Below are 15,848 nucleotides of genomic sequence, written 5' to 3' on the forward strand. Positions count from 1 at the left end.
TCCATTGTCCGTCATCATGGACGGCATGGAGCACCACCCGGTCAGCACCACGGTCCTGTGGGACATCGACGGCACCCTCGTGCGCAACGCCGCGTCACCGGGGAACCTGTACCACCTGGCGCTCGAACGAGCGCTCGGCCGCGACCTCCCCCAGCTCGTCGGCCACCAGCACGGTCGAACCGACGCCGGCATCATCGTCGAGCACGTCCGTGCCCACCGGCTCGACGACGGACTGGTCCCCACCGTCAGCGGGCACCTCCGTGACCTGTCGGAGGAACGGCACCGCTCCGGCGACCGCCGCTCGCCCGCCCCGGGTGCCCGCGCACTGGTCCGCCACTTCGCCGAGCTCGGGTGGCGGAACGGCCTGCTCACCGGCAACTCCGCGTACCGGGCGCGCGTGAAGCTGCTCGGCGCGGGCTTCGACGTCGACGACTTCGACTGGGAGCACTCGTACTTCGGCGACACCGAGGTCGAGCGGGCCGGCGTCACCGCCGTCGCCGCTGCGGCGTTGTCCGGCACCCGGGCGGTCATCGTCGGCGACACCCCGCGCGACGGCGAGGCGGCCGACGCGGTCGGGATCCCGTTCGTGGCGGTCGCGACCGGGGCGTACGACGTCGCGGCGCTCGGGGCGACGAGCGCGGTCGCCGTGGCCCGGGACTGCGTCGAGGACGCGCGGCTCATCGAGGAAGCGATCGCGGGGCTGCCGCCACTCGCCTGAGCGGGGCGGCTGCCGGACTGTCGGGGCTGCGCCGGGGCGGGTCCGCCCGTCGGTGCTGTGCCGGGGCGGGTCCGCCCGTCGGACGCGGGACTGCCTGTCGGACGCGGGGCGTGCCTCCCGGCCGGGAGGCCCGTGACCGGTCTCCGGGACCGGTCACGCCGTCGGGTCAGTCGCCGCGCAGGGCGGCCAGGTACTTCTCCGCCATCACCCGCTGCTGGCGGCGCAGCAGCGGCGCGACGAAGCGCCACTTGCGGCTGGCCGGCTGCGAGAACTGGCGGACCTGCAGCCACACCGAGCCGTCCGGGGTGCGCTCGACGACGAAGGACTCCTCACCCGAGAGCGGGTGCCCGTCGAGCGTGCCGTACGCGAACCCCTTGCGGTCGCGCTCGTCGATGATCGCGACGACCCGGACCGGCGCCGGCACGGTCCGCCCGAAGGCGTGCATCGTCAGCGTCGCCGTGGTGCCCGCCGTGATGAGCGGCGTACCGTCGGGCGTGGTCTTCTCGACCCGGGGTGTGCCGATCGAGGCGGGGGCGATCGGGACGCCCTGCTCGTCGAAGGTGACCGGGTTGTAGCGGACCTCGTCGTCCTCGGGCATGTCCTCGACGTGGACGCCCATGCCGCTGCGCTCCTGGATCTGCCAGGTGAGCGCCTGCATGACGGCGGTGTCGAAGCGCTGGTCGCCGTGCCCGATGCGGGCGCGGGACTCGGCCGGCACGAAGCCCTCCGGCGGGTACGTCATGAGGTCGGACGCCTGCGTGGCACCGACGGCCCCGTACGTCAGCGCCGTGCGGTGCTGGTGTCCGCGGCTCACTTCTTCTTCTCTTCCACGTCACCGGACAGGGCGGCGATGAAGGCCTCCTGCGGGACCTCGACCCGGCCGATCGTCTTCATGCGCTTCTTGCCCTCCTTCTGCTTCTCGAGGAGCTTCCGCTTGCGGGTGATGTCACCGCCGTAGCACTTCGCCAGGACGTCCTTGCGCATCGCGCGGATGCTCTCGCGGGCGATGATGCGGGCGCCGATCGCGGCCTGGATCGGGACCTCGAACTGCTGGCGCGGGATGAGCTTGCGGAGCCGCTCCGTCATCAGCGTGCCGTACGCGTACGCCTTCTCGCGGTGCACGATCGCGCTGAACGCGTCGACCTGGTCGCCCTGCAGCAGGATGTCGACCTTGACGAGGTCGGCGGCCTGGTCGCCGGTGGGCTCGTAGTCCAGGCTGGCGTAGCCCTGCGTCTTGCTCTTCAGCTGGTCGAAGAAGTCGAACACGATCTCGCCGAGAGGCATCTCGTAGCGGATCTCGACCCGGTCCTCGCCGAGGTACTCCATGCCGAGCAGGGAGCCGCGGCGCTGCTGGCAGAGCTCCATGATCGCGCCGACGTAGTCCTTCGGGGCCAGGATCGCGGCGCGGACCATCGGCTCGCGGACCTCGAGGATGCGGCCGGTCGGGAACTCGGACGGGTTCGTGACCTCGGTGACCTCGTTGTCCTCGGTCGTGACCGCGTAGACCACGCTCGGGGCGGTGGTGATGAGGTCGAGGGCGAACTCGCGGGACAGCCGCTCGGTGATGATCTCGAGGTGCAGCAGGCCGAGGAAGCCGCAGCGGAAGCCGAAGCCCAGCGCGACGGAGGTCTCCGGTTCGTACACGAGCGCGGCGTCGGACAGCTTCAGCTTGTCGAGCGCTTCGCGGAGCACCGGGTAGTCGCTGCCGTCGATCGGGTACAGGCCCGAGAAGACCATCGGCTTCGGGTCCGTGTAGCCGGGCAGGGCCTGGGTCGCCGGACGCAGTGCGCTCGTGACCGTGTCGCCGACCTTGGACTGGCGGACGTCCTTCACGCCGGTGATGAGGTACCCGACCTCGCCGACGGAGAGGCCCTTCGTCGGGGTCGGCTCGGGGTTCGACACCCCGATCTCGAGGATCTCGTGCGTCGACTTGGTCGACATCATCTGGACCTTCTCGCGTGGCTTGATCGAGCCGTCGATCATGCGCACGTAGGTGACGACGCCGCGGTAGCTGTCGTAGACCGAGTCGAAGATCATCGCGCGGGGTGCGGCGTCGACCGTGCCGACCGGAGCCGGCACCGTGCGGACGACGCGGTCGAGCAGTTCGGCCACGCCCTCGCCGGTCTTGCCGGAGACACGGAGCACGTCCTCCGGCTTGCCGCCGATGAGCTGCGCGAGCTCGGCCGCGTACTTCTCCGGCTCGGCGGCCGGCAGGTCGATCTTGTTGAGCACCGGGATGATCTCGAGGTCGTTCTCGAGCGCCAGGTACAGGTTCGCGAGCGTCTGCGCCTCGATGCCCTGGGCGGCGTCGACGAGCAGGATCGCGCCCTCGCACGCGGCCAGGGAGCGGGAGACCTCGTACGAGAAGTCGACGTGCCCGGGGGTGTCGATCATGTTCAGCGCGAAGGTCTCGCCGTCGAGCTCCCACGGCATGCGGACGGCCTGCGACTTGATGGTGATGCCGCGCTCACGCTCGATGTCCATCCGGTCGAGGTACTGCGCACGCATCGCCCGGTCCTCGACGATGCCGGTGATCGAGAGCATGCGGTCGGCCAGCGTGGACTTGCCGTGGTCGATGTGCGCGATGATGCAGAAGTTGCGGATCGCGGCGGCCGGCGTCGAGGCGGGCTCGAGCGGCGCAGATGCTTGTGGGCTCACGGTTCCTCGGGGTGGGTCGGACGGTCCGTCGATTGTCCCATGCTCGCACCTCGGCGGTGCGCACCGGACGGGCGGCCCCTGGTCAGGCCTCGGTCGTGCGGGTGCCGACGGTGGGGACCGGCAGCGCGCCGAGCCCGCGGCGGAGGTCCTCGGCCGAGGCCGCCAGGCACACCCGGATCCACCCCTCACCGGTCCGGCCGAACGCGCTGCCCGGTGCGACGGCGACGCGCTCGCCCTGGAGGAACGCCAGGGCCCACTCGGCGACGTCACCCTGGGTGGCGTGCGAGACGTCGATCCACAGGTAGAACGCGCCCTGCGGGTCGTTGTACCGGATGCCGGCGGCGTCCAGGACCCCGGTCGCGATCTCGAGGTTCTCGCGGTAGTGCTCGCGGGCGTCCTGCACCGGCGAGTGGTCGCCGACGATCGCCGCGAGGGCGGCCCACTGGTCGGGCTCGGCGACGCAGCTGATGATCGACTCCTGCACGGTCCGCATCGTCGGCCCCAGGCCCTTCGGCGTCACGAGGTAGCCGACCCGCACCCCGGTCATCGCGTACGTCTTGCTCAGCGAGAACGCCGAGAAGACACGGTCGTCCTCGTCGAGGGACGCCAGGCTGACGTGCCGGGTGCCGTAGGTGAAGTACTCGTAGACCTCGTCGCTGATCACCCACAGGTCGTGGCGCTTCGCCAGTGCCAACAGGTCGCGCAGCGTCTGCTCACCGAAGACGGTGCCGAGGGGGTTGGACGGGGAGTTCACGACGATCGCGCGCGTGCGGCCGGTGATCCGTGCCTCCAGGGCGGCCAGGTCGGGTCCGAAACCGTGCGCCGGCGTCAGCTGGTAGGGCACCGGGTCGGCGCCGATGATGTGGGCGTTCATCGTGAACGTCGTGTAGCCGGGGTCCGGCACCAGGACCTCGTCACCGGGCGAGAGCACGAGCGTCATCGCCGTGAACAGGGCCTGCGTCGCACCGACCGTGACCCAGACCTGCTCGAGGTCCACGTCCATCCGGTTCTCGCGGTGGAGCTTGTCCTGGATCGCCTGCCGCAGCTGCGGGATGCCACCGTTGGGGCCGTAGTCGGTGCGGTCCTCGGCCCACGCTCGGCGCGCGGCGTCGCCGATGTGCTTCGCGACGGGGACGTCCGGCTCCCCGATCACGAGCATCGTCACGTCGTCGAGGAGGGCCGCCTGCTCGAACACCCGGCGGATGCCCGACGGCGGGACGGTGTCGATGCGGGGCGCGAGGGACGGCATGTCGACACCGTATCCGCTCCGGTTCGGGCGCCGATCGCCCCGCCACGCTGACCGTGTCGGGCTTTGGTCCGGACGGGTCGGCCTGGTAACGTTTGTCGCTGGCTTACGCGTTCCGTCGCCCACGGGTGGAACGCGATGCGACGAAGGGCCCCTCTACCCGGGATCGCAACCACCCGTCCGAGACGAAACCAGGAGCAACACGCATGGCGAACATCAAGTCGCAGCTCAAGCGCATCAAGACCAACCAGAAGGCCACCGACCGCAACAAGGCGTACAAGTCGGAGCTCAAGACGTACATCCGCCAGACCAACGCGGCGATCGCCACGGGCGACAAGGAGAAGGCCGTTGCCGCTCTGTCGCTCGCGTCGAAGAAGCTCGACAAGGCCGTGAGCAAGGGTGTCATCCACAAGAACCAGGCCGCGAACCGCAAGTCGGCCATCGCGAAGAAGGTCTCGGCTCTCTGAGTCCTCGACCTCCTGCCTCGGTTCTGAGGCGCTGACGAAGGCCCCGCACCGGTGGTGCGGGGCCTTCGTCGTTCCCGGGTGGCGGGCGGGGCGGGGCGGCGGCGGGCCGGGCTAGTGCCAGCCGGCTGCGCCCAACAGCAACCCGCCCGAGCCAGGGGATCCCGCGGCTCGAGCGGGATCCGGTTGGGCGGCGCCGATCGGAGCCGCCCGGAACCACCGGGCACGGCCGGGAGGCTCGGTGCCGGTCAGCGCTCCTCGCCGCGTCGGGCGATGGTGCGGACCATCACCTCGAGCGCGAAGTGTGCGTCGCGGGACCCGCCCTTCACCGCGGCGTCGGCGGTCGCGATGCTCATGATGGCGTTCGCCAGGCCCGCTTCACTCCACCCGGCGACGTCCCGCTGTGCGCGCTGGACCTGCCACGGCGCCATGCCGAGCGCCGAGGCCGCCTGCCCGCTCGACCCGCGGAAGGAGCTGACCTTCGCCATCGTGCGGATCTTGCTCGCGAACGCGGCGACGATCGGCACCGGGGCCTCGCCGGTCGCCAGGGCGTGCCGCAGTTCGACGATCGCCGGAGCGGACCGACCGGCCAGGGCGATGTCGGCGACCTTGAAGGCGTTCGTCTCGACCCGGCCGCCGTAGTACTTGTCGACGGTGCGGTCGGTGATCTCGGCGGCCTCGTCGGCGAGGAGCTGTCGGCACGCGGCGGCGAGTTCGGCCAGGTCGTCGGCGAACGCGGCCACCAGGGTCCGGACGGCGGAGGGGGCGATCTTCCGGCGGGCAGCGCGGAACTCGGCGTTGACGAAGTCGATCCGGTCGGTGTCCCGCTTGATCTCGTCGCACTGCACCTCGATGCCGCCGCCCACCCCGCTGCGGACGGTGTCGAGGAGCTTCTTGCCGCGGACTCCCCCGCCGTGCCGGAGCACCAGGGTGACGTCGTCGGCCGGGTTCTGCAGGTACGAGATCGTCTCCGTGATGAAGGCGTCCGTGCACTTCTCGACCGTGGTGACGCGGACGAGCCGGGGTTCGCCGAAGAGGGACGGGCTCGCCAGGGTCGACAGCAGTCCGGGAGCGTACTGGTCCGCTTCGAGGTCGTGCACCTCGAGCGCGGGGTCCTCGGCGACGAGCAGGTCGCGGAGCATGCCGATCGACCGCTCCGCCAGGAACGTCTCGGCACCGGTGACCAGGACGACCGGGGCCGGGCGGATGGCCGACCACGGGATCTGGTCGATCTTCGCTGCGGCGCGCGCGGGCTTCTTGGCGGGCATGCGGGTCCTTCCGGTGGTGCTGGGCGACGACGACGGCCGGGCCCGTGCATCGGTGGCGCAGGGCCGGTCGGCGTCGCACCGATCCTACGGGCGGCAGCCGACGCCCCGGCGTCGCGCTCGGTCCACAGCTCGACGGGCGCACGACCATCGCCACCGACCGTCGCCCCACCCGCCGTGTCCCCCGCGTCCCCGGTGTCGCTCCCGCCGCGCACCACGATCGTCCCCGACCGGTCCGTGCGGTACGGCGCGGTCCCGGCGGCGGCGAGCATCTCCAGCGCGCTCGGCGTCGGGTGCCCGTAGTCGTTGTCCGCGCCGACGCCGATCAGTCCGACCCGGGCCGCGAGCACCCGGTAGAGCTCGGGGTCCTGGTCGGCGGAGCCGTGGTGCGCGACCTTCACGACGTCGACGGGCACCAGGGCCTCCGGCGGCGCGGAGCGGAGGAGTCGGCGCTGCGCGTCCTCGCCCAGGTCGCCGAGGAGCACCGCGCTGACGCAGCCCGGGCAGGCGTGCTCCGGCGCCGGATCGACCCGGATGACGATGCTCGCCGCGTTGCCTGCCCGGTCGTCGCCGTCCGGCGGCCAGAGCACCCGCCACCGGAGGTCCCCGAGCAGCCCGTTGGTCCGGTCTGCCGCCCGCCGGACGTCCACGCCCGCGCCCTGGAGGTCCGTGACCACCCGCTCGTCGGCAGGCCGACCGACCGGACCGACCAGGGCGGTCTCGACCCGCGCCGCGACCGAGGCCACGGCGCCGACGTGGTCGCGGTCGAAGTGCGTCAGGACGAGCAGGTCGATCCGGTTCACGCCGAGGAGCGTCAGGCAGGCCGTCAGCCGTCCTGCGTCGTCCCCGGTGTCGACGAGGGCCGTCCGGCCACCGCTCCGGAGCAGCGTGGCGTCCCCCTGCCCGACGTCGCACATCGCGACGCTCCAACCGTTCGGCACCGTGCCACGGACGAGGACGGCGGGCACCGTGACCGACCCGACCCCCGCGACGACCACGAGGGCCGCGAGGCCGAGGAGCACGGTCCGCCCCCGCGCCCGGACGAGCACCCCGACCGCGACGGCAGCGCTCACCACCCCGGCGGCGACGATCCCGCCCGGGCCCGACGGCCACGGAGCCGAGGCCACCGGCAGCCCGGCCGCCCCGTGGGCGATGAGCCCGATCCCGGCGGCGGGCACCCACCCGACGGTCGCGAGCATCCCGGCACCGACCGGCCACACCGGCGCGAGCAGGCACGCGGCGAGACCGACGACGGTGGCGACGGGTGCGAGGACCTCGGCGAGCAGGTTCGCCGGCACCGCGTACGTCGGCAGGGCCGCGGACAACGGGATCGTGACCGGCCAGCAGGCGACCTGCGCGGCGATCGGCACCGCGACGGCGGCGGCGAGCGGCGTCCACACCCGCCGCGCGAGCAGCTCGGTGAGCGGTGCGGCGAGGACCACGATCCCGGTGGTCGCCAGTACCGACAGCGCGAAGGCGAACGAGTGGGCCACCCACGGGTCGACGACGAGCATGCCCACGGCGGCGAGGGCGACGAGCGGCACACCCCGGACCGGCCGTCCACCGAGGTGCACGACGAGCACCACGATCGCCATCACGGTCGCGCGCGTGATCGACGGGTCCGGCCGCACGAGCACGACGAACCCGAGCAGCACGACGACGGCCACCGCCGCACGCAGGGCCCGCGGTGCGCCCACGACCCGTCCGAGCAGCACCACGAGGCCGACGAGGACCGCGCAGTTCGACCCGGAGACCGCGGTCAGGTGGGTCAGCGCCGCGGTCTCCATCGCCTGTCCGGTCGCGGCGTCGAGTCCGGACCGGTCGCCGATGGCGAGCCCGCGGAGGAGCGCGCCGCCCGGCTCCGGCAGGTCGGCGGTGACGGTGGCGAACGCCGCGCGGGCCACCGCGCTGGTTCCGAGGACGCCGGTCGGGCCGGACCGTGTCGCGAGGGCTCCACGTGCGAAGAGCACGACGCTGGTCGTCGAGCCCGGTTCGTCGAGCTGCAGCTGCCCGCGGACGGTGACGACCGTTCCGGCCGGCAGCACGCTCGGCCGCGGCTCGTCGAGCGCGGGGACGACCCGGACCGGCACACGCAGACCGTCCGACCGGGAGGCCCGCACCACGACCGCCTCGAGCGTCCCGACCACGGACCGGTCGCCGGGCGCGAGGTCGCGGTCCAGGCGGACACGCGCCTCCAGGCTGTGGCCGGCCGTCTGCCGCACGACCGGCGGCATCCGGTGGATCTGCCCGGACAGGACCGCCGCGGCGGTCAGGGCGGCCAGCAGGGCGGTCGTGAGGGTCAGCGCCGCGACCGCCCGGACCGCCTGGGACGGCCGGTGTCGGAGGACCACGACGAGTGACGCCAGTGCGATCACGGTCGCGCCCACGACCACGCGGCCGGCCGTGGCCGGGACGCCGACGAGCACCGCCACGACGATCCACGTCGCCGCGACCGGTCCCGCCAGCCGCAGGTCCGCCAGCGATGCCCGCACGGCACTGCCGAGTGCCGCGCCGGACGCGGTCCGCGCAGCCGCCGACACGACGGGCGCACTCACACCGTCACCCGGTCCTGCAGGTCGGCGAACCGGCCCTCCCCGATGCCGCTGACCTCGAGCAGGTCCTCGACCGACCGGAAGCCGCCGTGTTCGTCGCGCCAGGCGATGATCCGCTCGGCCAGCGCCGGGCCGATGCCCGGCAGGGACTCGAGCGCGGTGGCGTCGGCGGCGTTGAGGTCGACGAGCTCCGGCGCTGCCCCCGCACCGCCGCCCGACCCCGAGGACCCGGTGGGACCCGACGCCGAACCGCCGGCACCCGGAACGGCACCACGGCCACTGCCACCGCCGCCGCCGCCGCCAGCGGGCAGCTCCGCCGGGACCTCGTCCTCGCCGACGCGGGGCACGTAGAGCCGCTCCCCGTCGACGACCGGCCGCGCCAGGTTCAGCCGCGACAGGTCCGCGTCCGCCGCCGCTCCCCCGGCTGCCGCCAGCGCATCGGCCACCCGGGCGTCCGCGGCGACGCTGACGACACCCGCGTGCTCGACCGCCCCGACGACGTACAGCACGGCGGCAGCGGGCGACGCCGACCCGGAAGAAGGCCCTGCAGGCACGGACGCCGGAGCGCTCCCGGACGCGGAGGCAGCCGCAGCCGCAGCCGACTCAGCGGCCCCGGCCGTCGATGCTCCGGTGACGACCGAGACCCCGGGGCCGTCCGTGCCGTCCCCACGACCACCGCCCCACCACCCGGCGACCACGACCCCGAGCGCGAGCACCACCACGACGCCCACCAGCAGGAGGGCGGCACGGGGCGACAGCGTGAACCGGGACATGTCCCGAGACGCTAGGGAGCCCGGCCTCCCGACCGGGCTCCCCGCAGCACACCGGTGGACAGTTCCGCCGCACCGCCCCCTGTGGAGGGACCGGCGAGCCCGACCAGGCCCGACCCCGAGGGACCGGAGCCGGAGCCGGCCCCGGCCCCGGCCCCGGCCCCGGCCCCGGAGCGACTAGCTCTTGATGGCGATGTTGACGAGCTTCGGCGCCCGGACGATCACCTTCACGATCTCCCGGTCGCCGATGTACCGCTGCACCGCGTGCGACGAGCGCGCGAGCTGCTCGAGCTCGTCCGCCTCGATCGACTTCGACACCTCGAACGAGTCGCGCACCTTGCCGTTGACCTGCACGACCGCGGTCAGCGTCTCCTGCACGAGCAGCGTCGGGTCGGCCTTCCGCCACCCGAACGTCGCGACCGGGGAGTCGTAGCCGAGCGTCTGCCACATCTCTTCACCGGTGTACGGCGCGAAGACGCTGAGGCCCAGCGCGATCGTCTCGGCGGCTTCGCGGACAGCGGGGTCTGCGGCACCGGGTCCGCTGTCGATCGCCTTGCGGGTGACGTTCACCAGGTCCATGAGCCGTGCGATCACGACGTTGAACTTGAACGACTCCATCAGCCCGGGGGCGTCCGCCAGGAAGCGGTGCGTCGCCTGCCGGACGCTGCGGTCACCGGTCGACCAGACGGCGTCGGGCGTCGAGGTGACGTCGACGGCGATCCGGTAGGCACGCGCCAGGAACCGGGCGGAGGCCGCCGGCGAGACGTCCTCCCAGTTGATGTCGTCCTCCGGCGGGCCGGCGAAGCCCATCACCAGGCGGATCGCGTCGACACCGTGCGCGTCGAGCTCGTCGCCGAGCGAGACGCCGCCCTTCGACTTCGACATCTTCGAGCCGCCGGAGAGCACCATGCCCTGGTTGAGCAGCGCCGAGAACGGCTCGGTGAAGTCGAGGTAGCCGAGGTCGAACAGCACCTTCGTGACGAAGCGCGCGTACAGCAGGTGCAGGATCGCGTGCTCGACACCGCCGATGTACTGGTCGACGGGTGCCCACTTGTTCACGAGCGCCGGGTCGAAGGCCTGCGTGTCGTCGTTCGCCGACAGGAAGCGCAGGAAGTACCACGACGAGTCGACGAACGTGTCCATCGTGTCGGCGTCGCGCTTGGCGGGCGTGCCGTCGACCGGGTTCGGCACGTTCACCCAGTCGGTCGCGCCGCCCAGGGGGGACGTGCCCTTCGGCTTCAGGTCGAGGCCCTCGGTGGGGGGCAGCACGACGGGCAGCTGGTCCTCGGGCACCGGGTACTCGGTGCCGTCCGCGCCGTGGATGATCGGGATCGGCGTGCCCCAGAAGCGCTGGCGCGAGATGAGCCAGTCGCGCAGCCGGTAGGTCTTGGCGGCGCGGCCGGTGCCCCGCTCGTCGAGCAGGCTGATCGCCGCGGTGATCGCGTGCTGCTTGCTCATGCCGTCGAGCGGCCCGGAGTTGATCATCCGACCGGCGCCCGTCAGGGCCTGGCCGGTGGCGACCGGGTCGAGCGTGGGGACGTCGAAGTCGTCGAGCGTCGCCCCCTCCGGGATCACGGGGATCGCGCCGGTCACGGCGGCGTTGGTGTCGACGACGACCGTGACGGGCAGGTCGAATGCACGGGCGAAGTCCAGGTCGCGCTGGTCGTGGGCCGGCACGGCCATCACGGCGCCGTGTCCGTAGTCGGCCAGTACGTAGTCGGCGGCCCAGAGCGGCAGGCGCTCCCCGGTCAGCGGGTGGATCGCCCAGCGGCCGAGCGGCACGCCGGTCTTCGGGCGGTCGGCGTTCTGCCGGTCGATGTCCGAGGTCTTCTGCGTGGCGACCAGGTACTCCTGGAACGCGGCGCGGGTGGCGTCGTCGACGGACGGGTCCGCGACGAGTTCGGCGGCCAGGTCGGAGTCCGGCGCGACGACCAGGAAGGTCACGCCGTGGATGGTGTCCGGGCGGGTGGTGAACACGGTGACGGGTTCGTCACGGCCCTCGATGACGAAGTCGACGTCCGCACCGACCGAGCGGCCGATCCAGTTGCGCTGCATGGCGATGACCTTCGACGGCCACCGGCCCTCGAGCTGGTTCAGGTCGTCGAGCAGCCGGTCCGCGTAGTCCGTGATCTTGAAGTACCACTGCGTCAGCTTCTTCTTGACGACGACGGCGCCGGAGCGGTCCGAGGTGCCGTCGGGCAGGACCTGCTCGTTGGCCAGGACGGTCTGGTCCACCGGGTCCCAGTTGACCCAGCTGTCCTTCCGGTACGCCAGGCCCTTCTCGTACATCTTCAGGAACAGCCACTGGTTCCACTTGTAGTACTCGGGGTCAGAGGTGTGGATCTCGGTCGACCAGTCGAACGAGGGCGCGTAGCGCTTGAAGGAGGCCTTCTGCTGCGCGATGTTCGCGTAGGTCCACTCCTTCGGGTCCACGCCGCGCTTGATGGCGGCGTTCTCGGCGGGCAGGCCGAACGAGTCCCAACCGATCGGGTGCAGCACGTTGAAGCCCTGCTGGCGCCAGTAGCGCGCGACGAAGTCCCCGAGCGCCCAGTTCTCGGCGTGGCCCATGTGCAGGTCGCCGGAGGGGTACGGGAACATCTCGAGGATGTACTTGCGCGGGCGCTTGTCGTCGGGGTCGGCGGTGAAGAGGCCGAGCTCTTCCCACCGCGCCTGCCACTTCTGCTGGATGCGCCGGAAGTCGTAGGTGTGCGGGTCCTCGACGTGCTGCTCGATGGTCACGGTCGTCAACGATACAAGCCGGGAGGCCCGTCCCGCGTCCCGGCGTCGGCTCACCCTGCGAGCAGGCGTCCGTCCCGCATCCGCAGGGTCCGATCGACCAGGTCGGCCGGCACCGGGACGTGCGACACGATGAGCAGCGTGCGTCCGGCCGCGCGGGCGGTGGTCACGAGGTCGCGGAGCACACGGTCGCCGAGGTCGGGGTCGATGTCGGCGGTCGGTTCGTCGAGCACCAGGACCGGGAACGCGTGCAGGAGCGCCCGGGCCAGCGCCAGCCGGTGCGCCTGTCCGCCGGACACGAGTGCGCCGCGCTCCCCCACCCCGGCGTCGAGTCCGCCGCGTCGCCGGACCCAGTCGCCGAGCCCGACCCGGTCGAGCACGGCGAGCAGCTCGTCGTCGGTCGCGGTGTCCCGTGCGAAGAGCAGGTTCTGCCGGACGGACTGGTCGAAGACGAAGGGGTCCTGCTCGATCAGCCCGACGCGGGCGCGGACGGCGTCCGGGTGCATGCTCCGCGCCTCCGTCCCGTCCAGGGTGTAGCTGCCGGTGTGGTCGACGAAGCGCACGAGGGCGTCCACCAGGGTCGACTTGCCGGCACCGCTCGGGCCGCTGAGCACGACGACCTCGCCGGGTTCCAGGGCGAACGACACCCCGTCGACCGCCGGCGTCGGCGCGCCCGGCCAGCGGACGGACAGGTCGCGGACCCGGACGGTGACGGTGGCCGGCGCGAGGAGGTCCCGGGCGTCGGCGGCGTCCTCGGGTTCCGGCACCAGGCCGGCCGGCAGCTCCGCGGGCACGACCTGCTCGACGCGGTCGGCTGCGGCCCGGACACGCCGGAGCGTGAGGACGGCGAGCGGGACCGCGCCGACGACCTCGAAGAGCGCGAGCGGCACGAACACCGCCAGCGCCCAGAGCGGACCGTCCAGGGCGCCGCTGACGACCGTCGGGGCGCCGACGGCCAGCACGCCGATGACCGCGGCCCCGCCGACCAGGCCGACGAGCGCGCCGACGAGGGACTCGACGGCGCCCCGACGGCGGACCGCCCGGGTGACGTGGTCGTCGAGGCGTGCGATGTGGGTGAGTCGTTCCTCCAGCGAGCCGTAGGCGACGAAGACGTCGAGCGTGCGGACCGTGTCGAGGACCAGGTCGGCGACGTGCCCACGGTCGGCCGCGGTCTCCTCGTCCGAGCGACGGGCGACGGCGGCGGTGACGAGCGTCCCGACCAGGGCGGCCACGGCGAGGGCCACCAGCAGCACGAGGGCGGCCGGCAGGGAGACGAACGCGACGGCGACGACGGAGAGCAGCGCGGTGACGCCGGCCGACACGAGCGGTCCGACGACCCGGATCGGCAGGTCCTGCAGCCGGTCGGTGTCGGTGACGAGCCGGGTCATCAGGTCGCCACGCCCGGTCGCTCCGAGCCCGGCCGGTGCGACCGAGGCGAGCCGCCGGTACATCTCGGTCCGGACGACGGCGAGCTGCCGGAACGAGGCGTCGTGCCCGGCGAGCCGATCGACGTAACGGAACACGGCGCGCCCGAGTGCGAACGCGCGGACTCCGACCATGACGAGCGTCAGGTAGAGGATCGGCGGGTGCTCGGCGGCGCGGGTGATGAGGTACCCGCTCGCGGCGAGGAGGGCCACGCCGCAGAGTGCGCTGAGCACGCCGGCGGCGACGGCCGTGGTCCAGCCACGCCCACGGGGCAGGGCGAGCCGCAGGACGGACCCGGTGCGGGCCTCCCGGTCGGTGGTGCCGGTCATGCGGAGACCTCCTGCGCGGATCGGCGGGTCTCGACCGTGACGGAGCCGGAGGCGCCGATCGCGACGACGACGTCGGCCGCGGCCACGACCGCCGCTCGGTGGCTCGCGACGACGACGACCGCCCCGGCCTGGGCCAGCCGACGGACGGCGGCGACGACCTGCGCTTCGGACTCCGCGTCGAGCGCCGACGTCGGCTCGTCGAGGAGCACCAGCGGTGTCTGCTGCCGGGTCGCGCGGTACAGGCCGCGCGCGACGGCGACGCGCTGGGCCTGCCCGCCGGACAGTCCGGATCCGCCGCTGCCGACCGGGAGGCCCGGGTCGACTCCCAGCCCCACCGCACCGAGTGCACGCCGGACGTCCGCCACGTCCGGGTCGGCGGAGAGTGCGACGTTCTCGGCGACCGTGCCGCGCACCAGGCGCGGACGCTGGTCGACCCAGGTGGTGCGGTCGCGGGGCGGCAGGTCGGCACGGCCGGGCACCGTGACCGTGCCGTCGGCGGGCAGGACCCCGCGGATCGCGGCGAGCAGGCTGGACTTGCCGGAGCCGCTCGGGCCGGCCAGGGCGACCACGGTGCCGGCCGTGGCGGTCAGGTCGACCGGTCCGATGACGGTGTCGGGGCGGCGCACGGTGAGCCCGACGAGCACCAGGGCGGCGGAGCCCGCGGACGCAGCGACGGCGGCGGCGGTCTCCGGCGCGACCGCTGCCGGCTCGTCCGGGCCGTCGAGCACGTCGAGCACGGCCTGCGACGCCGCCACCCCGTCCTGCGCCGCGTGGAAGTCGGCGCCGACCTGCCGGATCGGGGCGAACGCCTCCGGGGCGAGGACCAGCACGAACATCGCCGCACCGAGCCCGAGCGAGCCGTCGACCAACCGGATGCCGATCGACACCGCGACGAGCGCGACGGACAGGCTCGCGGCGAGCTCGAGGGCGAACCCGCTGACGAAGGAGAGCCGCAGCACGCCGATGGTGCCCCGGCGGTGGTCGTTGGTGACCTGCCCGATCCGGCCGACCTGACGGCGGGCACGGCCGAAGACCTTGAGGGTCGCCAGGCCCTCGACGGCCTCGGTGAAGGCACTGCCGAGCCGGGCGAGCGCGTCCGCCTGCTCCTGCTGCAGCGAGCGGGTGGCGAGACCGATGAGCACCATGAACACCGGGATGACCGGCAGCGCGCACACGATGACGACGGCGCTCGTCAGGTCGCCCGCGCCGATCGCCACGAGCAGCAGCGGTGTGGCCACGGCGGTGAGCGCGAGCTGCGGCAGGTAGCGGCCGAAGTAGGCGTCGAGCGCGTCGAGCCCGGGGCCGAGCGTCGTCGCGAAGCCGGCGCTCGACCGACCGGCGAGCCACCCGGGGCCCCGGTCGGCCGCGCGCCGGAGCACGGCGGCGCGGAGCTCGCTCTTGACGCGAGCACCCGCGCGGGCGGCGAGGTCGTCCGTTGCCCAGGCCGCGACCGCCCGCAGCAGGAACGCCCCGCCGAGCAGGGCGAGCGTGCCGGCGAAGGTCGCGGGGACGACGCCGACACGGACCGCGTCGACGACCTGGGTCACCGCGGCCGCGATCCCCCACGCGATCGCGATGGTCGCGACCGTCCGCACCGCGCCGGTGCCGGCGGCGGCCACGACGAAGCCGCGCGCCGTCCGGGACAGACGGAGCAGACGGGGATCGAGCGGCTTCACCCGTGCCTC

Annotated in this window: 10 protein-coding genes and 1 pseudogene; 2 read left to right on the plus strand and 9 right to left on the minus strand. The window is 73.2% G+C overall.

Annotation, left to right across the window (positions count from 1 at the left end; all coding sequences use genetic code 11):
• Positions 1 to 25: 25 nt before the first annotated feature.
• The gene (locus JOD51_RS10040) at positions 26 to 718 is read left to right on the plus strand and encodes an HAD family hydrolase (RefSeq protein ID WP_204608130.1); all 693 of its coding nucleotides are present in this window, start codon (positions 26 to 28) and stop codon (positions 716 to 718) included.
• A gap of 166 nt (positions 719 to 884) precedes the next feature.
• Here the strand turns inward: JOD51_RS10040 and JOD51_RS10045 are convergent, their stop codons facing one another.
• From JOD51_RS10045 to JOD51_RS10055, 3 genes are all read right to left on the minus strand, one after another.
• Complete coding sequence (locus tag JOD51_RS10045) at positions 885 to 1,532, minus strand: DUF1990 domain-containing protein (protein ID WP_259557118.1); 648 nt, start codon at positions 1,530 to 1,532, stop codon at positions 885 to 887.
• Entirely contained in the window at positions 1,529 to 3,376 is a 1,848-nt protein-coding gene (gene lepA, locus JOD51_RS10050) for a translation elongation factor 4 (protein WP_204608131.1), read from the minus strand. The genes JOD51_RS10045 and lepA overlap by 4 nt, the downstream gene beginning before the upstream one ends.
• 82 nt (positions 3,377 to 3,458) lie before the next feature.
• Complete coding sequence (locus JOD51_RS10055; RefSeq protein ID WP_204608132.1) at positions 3,459 to 4,625, minus strand: pyridoxal phosphate-dependent aminotransferase; 1,167 nt, start codon at positions 4,623 to 4,625, stop codon at positions 3,459 to 3,461.
• A gap of 203 nt (positions 4,626 to 4,828) precedes the next feature.
• Here JOD51_RS10055 and rpsT point away from each other — a divergent pair, with 203 nt between their 5' ends.
• Positions 4,829 to 5,089, plus strand: a complete 261-nt coding sequence (rpsT, locus tag JOD51_RS10060; RefSeq protein ID WP_204608133.1) for a 30S ribosomal protein S20 — start codon at positions 4,829 to 4,831, stop codon at positions 5,087 to 5,089.
• A gap of 245 nt (positions 5,090 to 5,334) precedes the next feature.
• Here rpsT and holA read toward each other — a convergent pair whose 3' ends face one another.
• The 6 genes and pseudogenes from holA to cydD all read right to left on the minus strand — a co-directional run bounded on the left by holA (position 5,335) and on the right by cydD (position 15,839).
• Positions 5,335 to 6,354 (minus strand): DNA polymerase III subunit delta, encoded by a 1,020-nt coding sequence (holA, locus tag JOD51_RS10065; RefSeq protein WP_204608134.1) that lies wholly within the window; start codon positions 6,352 to 6,354, stop codon positions 5,335 to 5,337.
• Between the two features lie 722 nt (positions 6,355 to 7,076).
• Positions 7,077 to 8,585, minus strand: a pseudogene (locus JOD51_RS17660) (ComEC/Rec2 family competence protein); the annotation flags it as partial.
• A 317-nt stretch (positions 8,586 to 8,902) separates the two neighbouring features.
• Positions 8,903 to 9,676, minus strand: a complete 774-nt coding sequence (locus JOD51_RS10080; protein ID WP_204608135.1) for a ComEA family DNA-binding protein — start codon at positions 9,674 to 9,676, stop codon at positions 8,903 to 8,905.
• A gap of 174 nt (positions 9,677 to 9,850) precedes the next feature.
• The gene (gene leuS, locus JOD51_RS10085) at positions 9,851 to 12,412 is read right to left on the minus strand and encodes a leucine--tRNA ligase (protein WP_204608136.1); all 2,562 of its coding nucleotides are present in this window, start codon (positions 12,410 to 12,412) and stop codon (positions 9,851 to 9,853) included.
• Between the two features lie 50 nt (positions 12,413 to 12,462).
• Positions 12,463 to 14,163 carry a thiol reductant ABC exporter subunit CydC gene (gene cydC, locus JOD51_RS10090; RefSeq protein ID WP_204608137.1) on the minus strand — a complete coding sequence of 567 codons (1,701 nt, stop codon included), beginning with the start codon at positions 14,161 to 14,163 and terminating at the stop codon, positions 12,463 to 12,465.
• A complete protein-coding gene (gene cydD / locus JOD51_RS10095; RefSeq protein WP_204608138.1) occupies positions 14,160 to 15,839 on the minus strand; it encodes a thiol reductant ABC exporter subunit CydD in 1,680 nt (559 codons plus the stop codon). The genes cydC and cydD overlap by 4 nt, the downstream gene beginning before the upstream one ends.
• Between the last annotated feature and the right edge of the window lie 9 nt (positions 15,840 to 15,848).

Source organism: Curtobacterium herbarum, from assembly GCF_016907335.1.
GTDB lineage: Bacteria > Actinomycetota > Actinomycetes > Actinomycetales > Microbacteriaceae > Curtobacterium > Curtobacterium herbarum.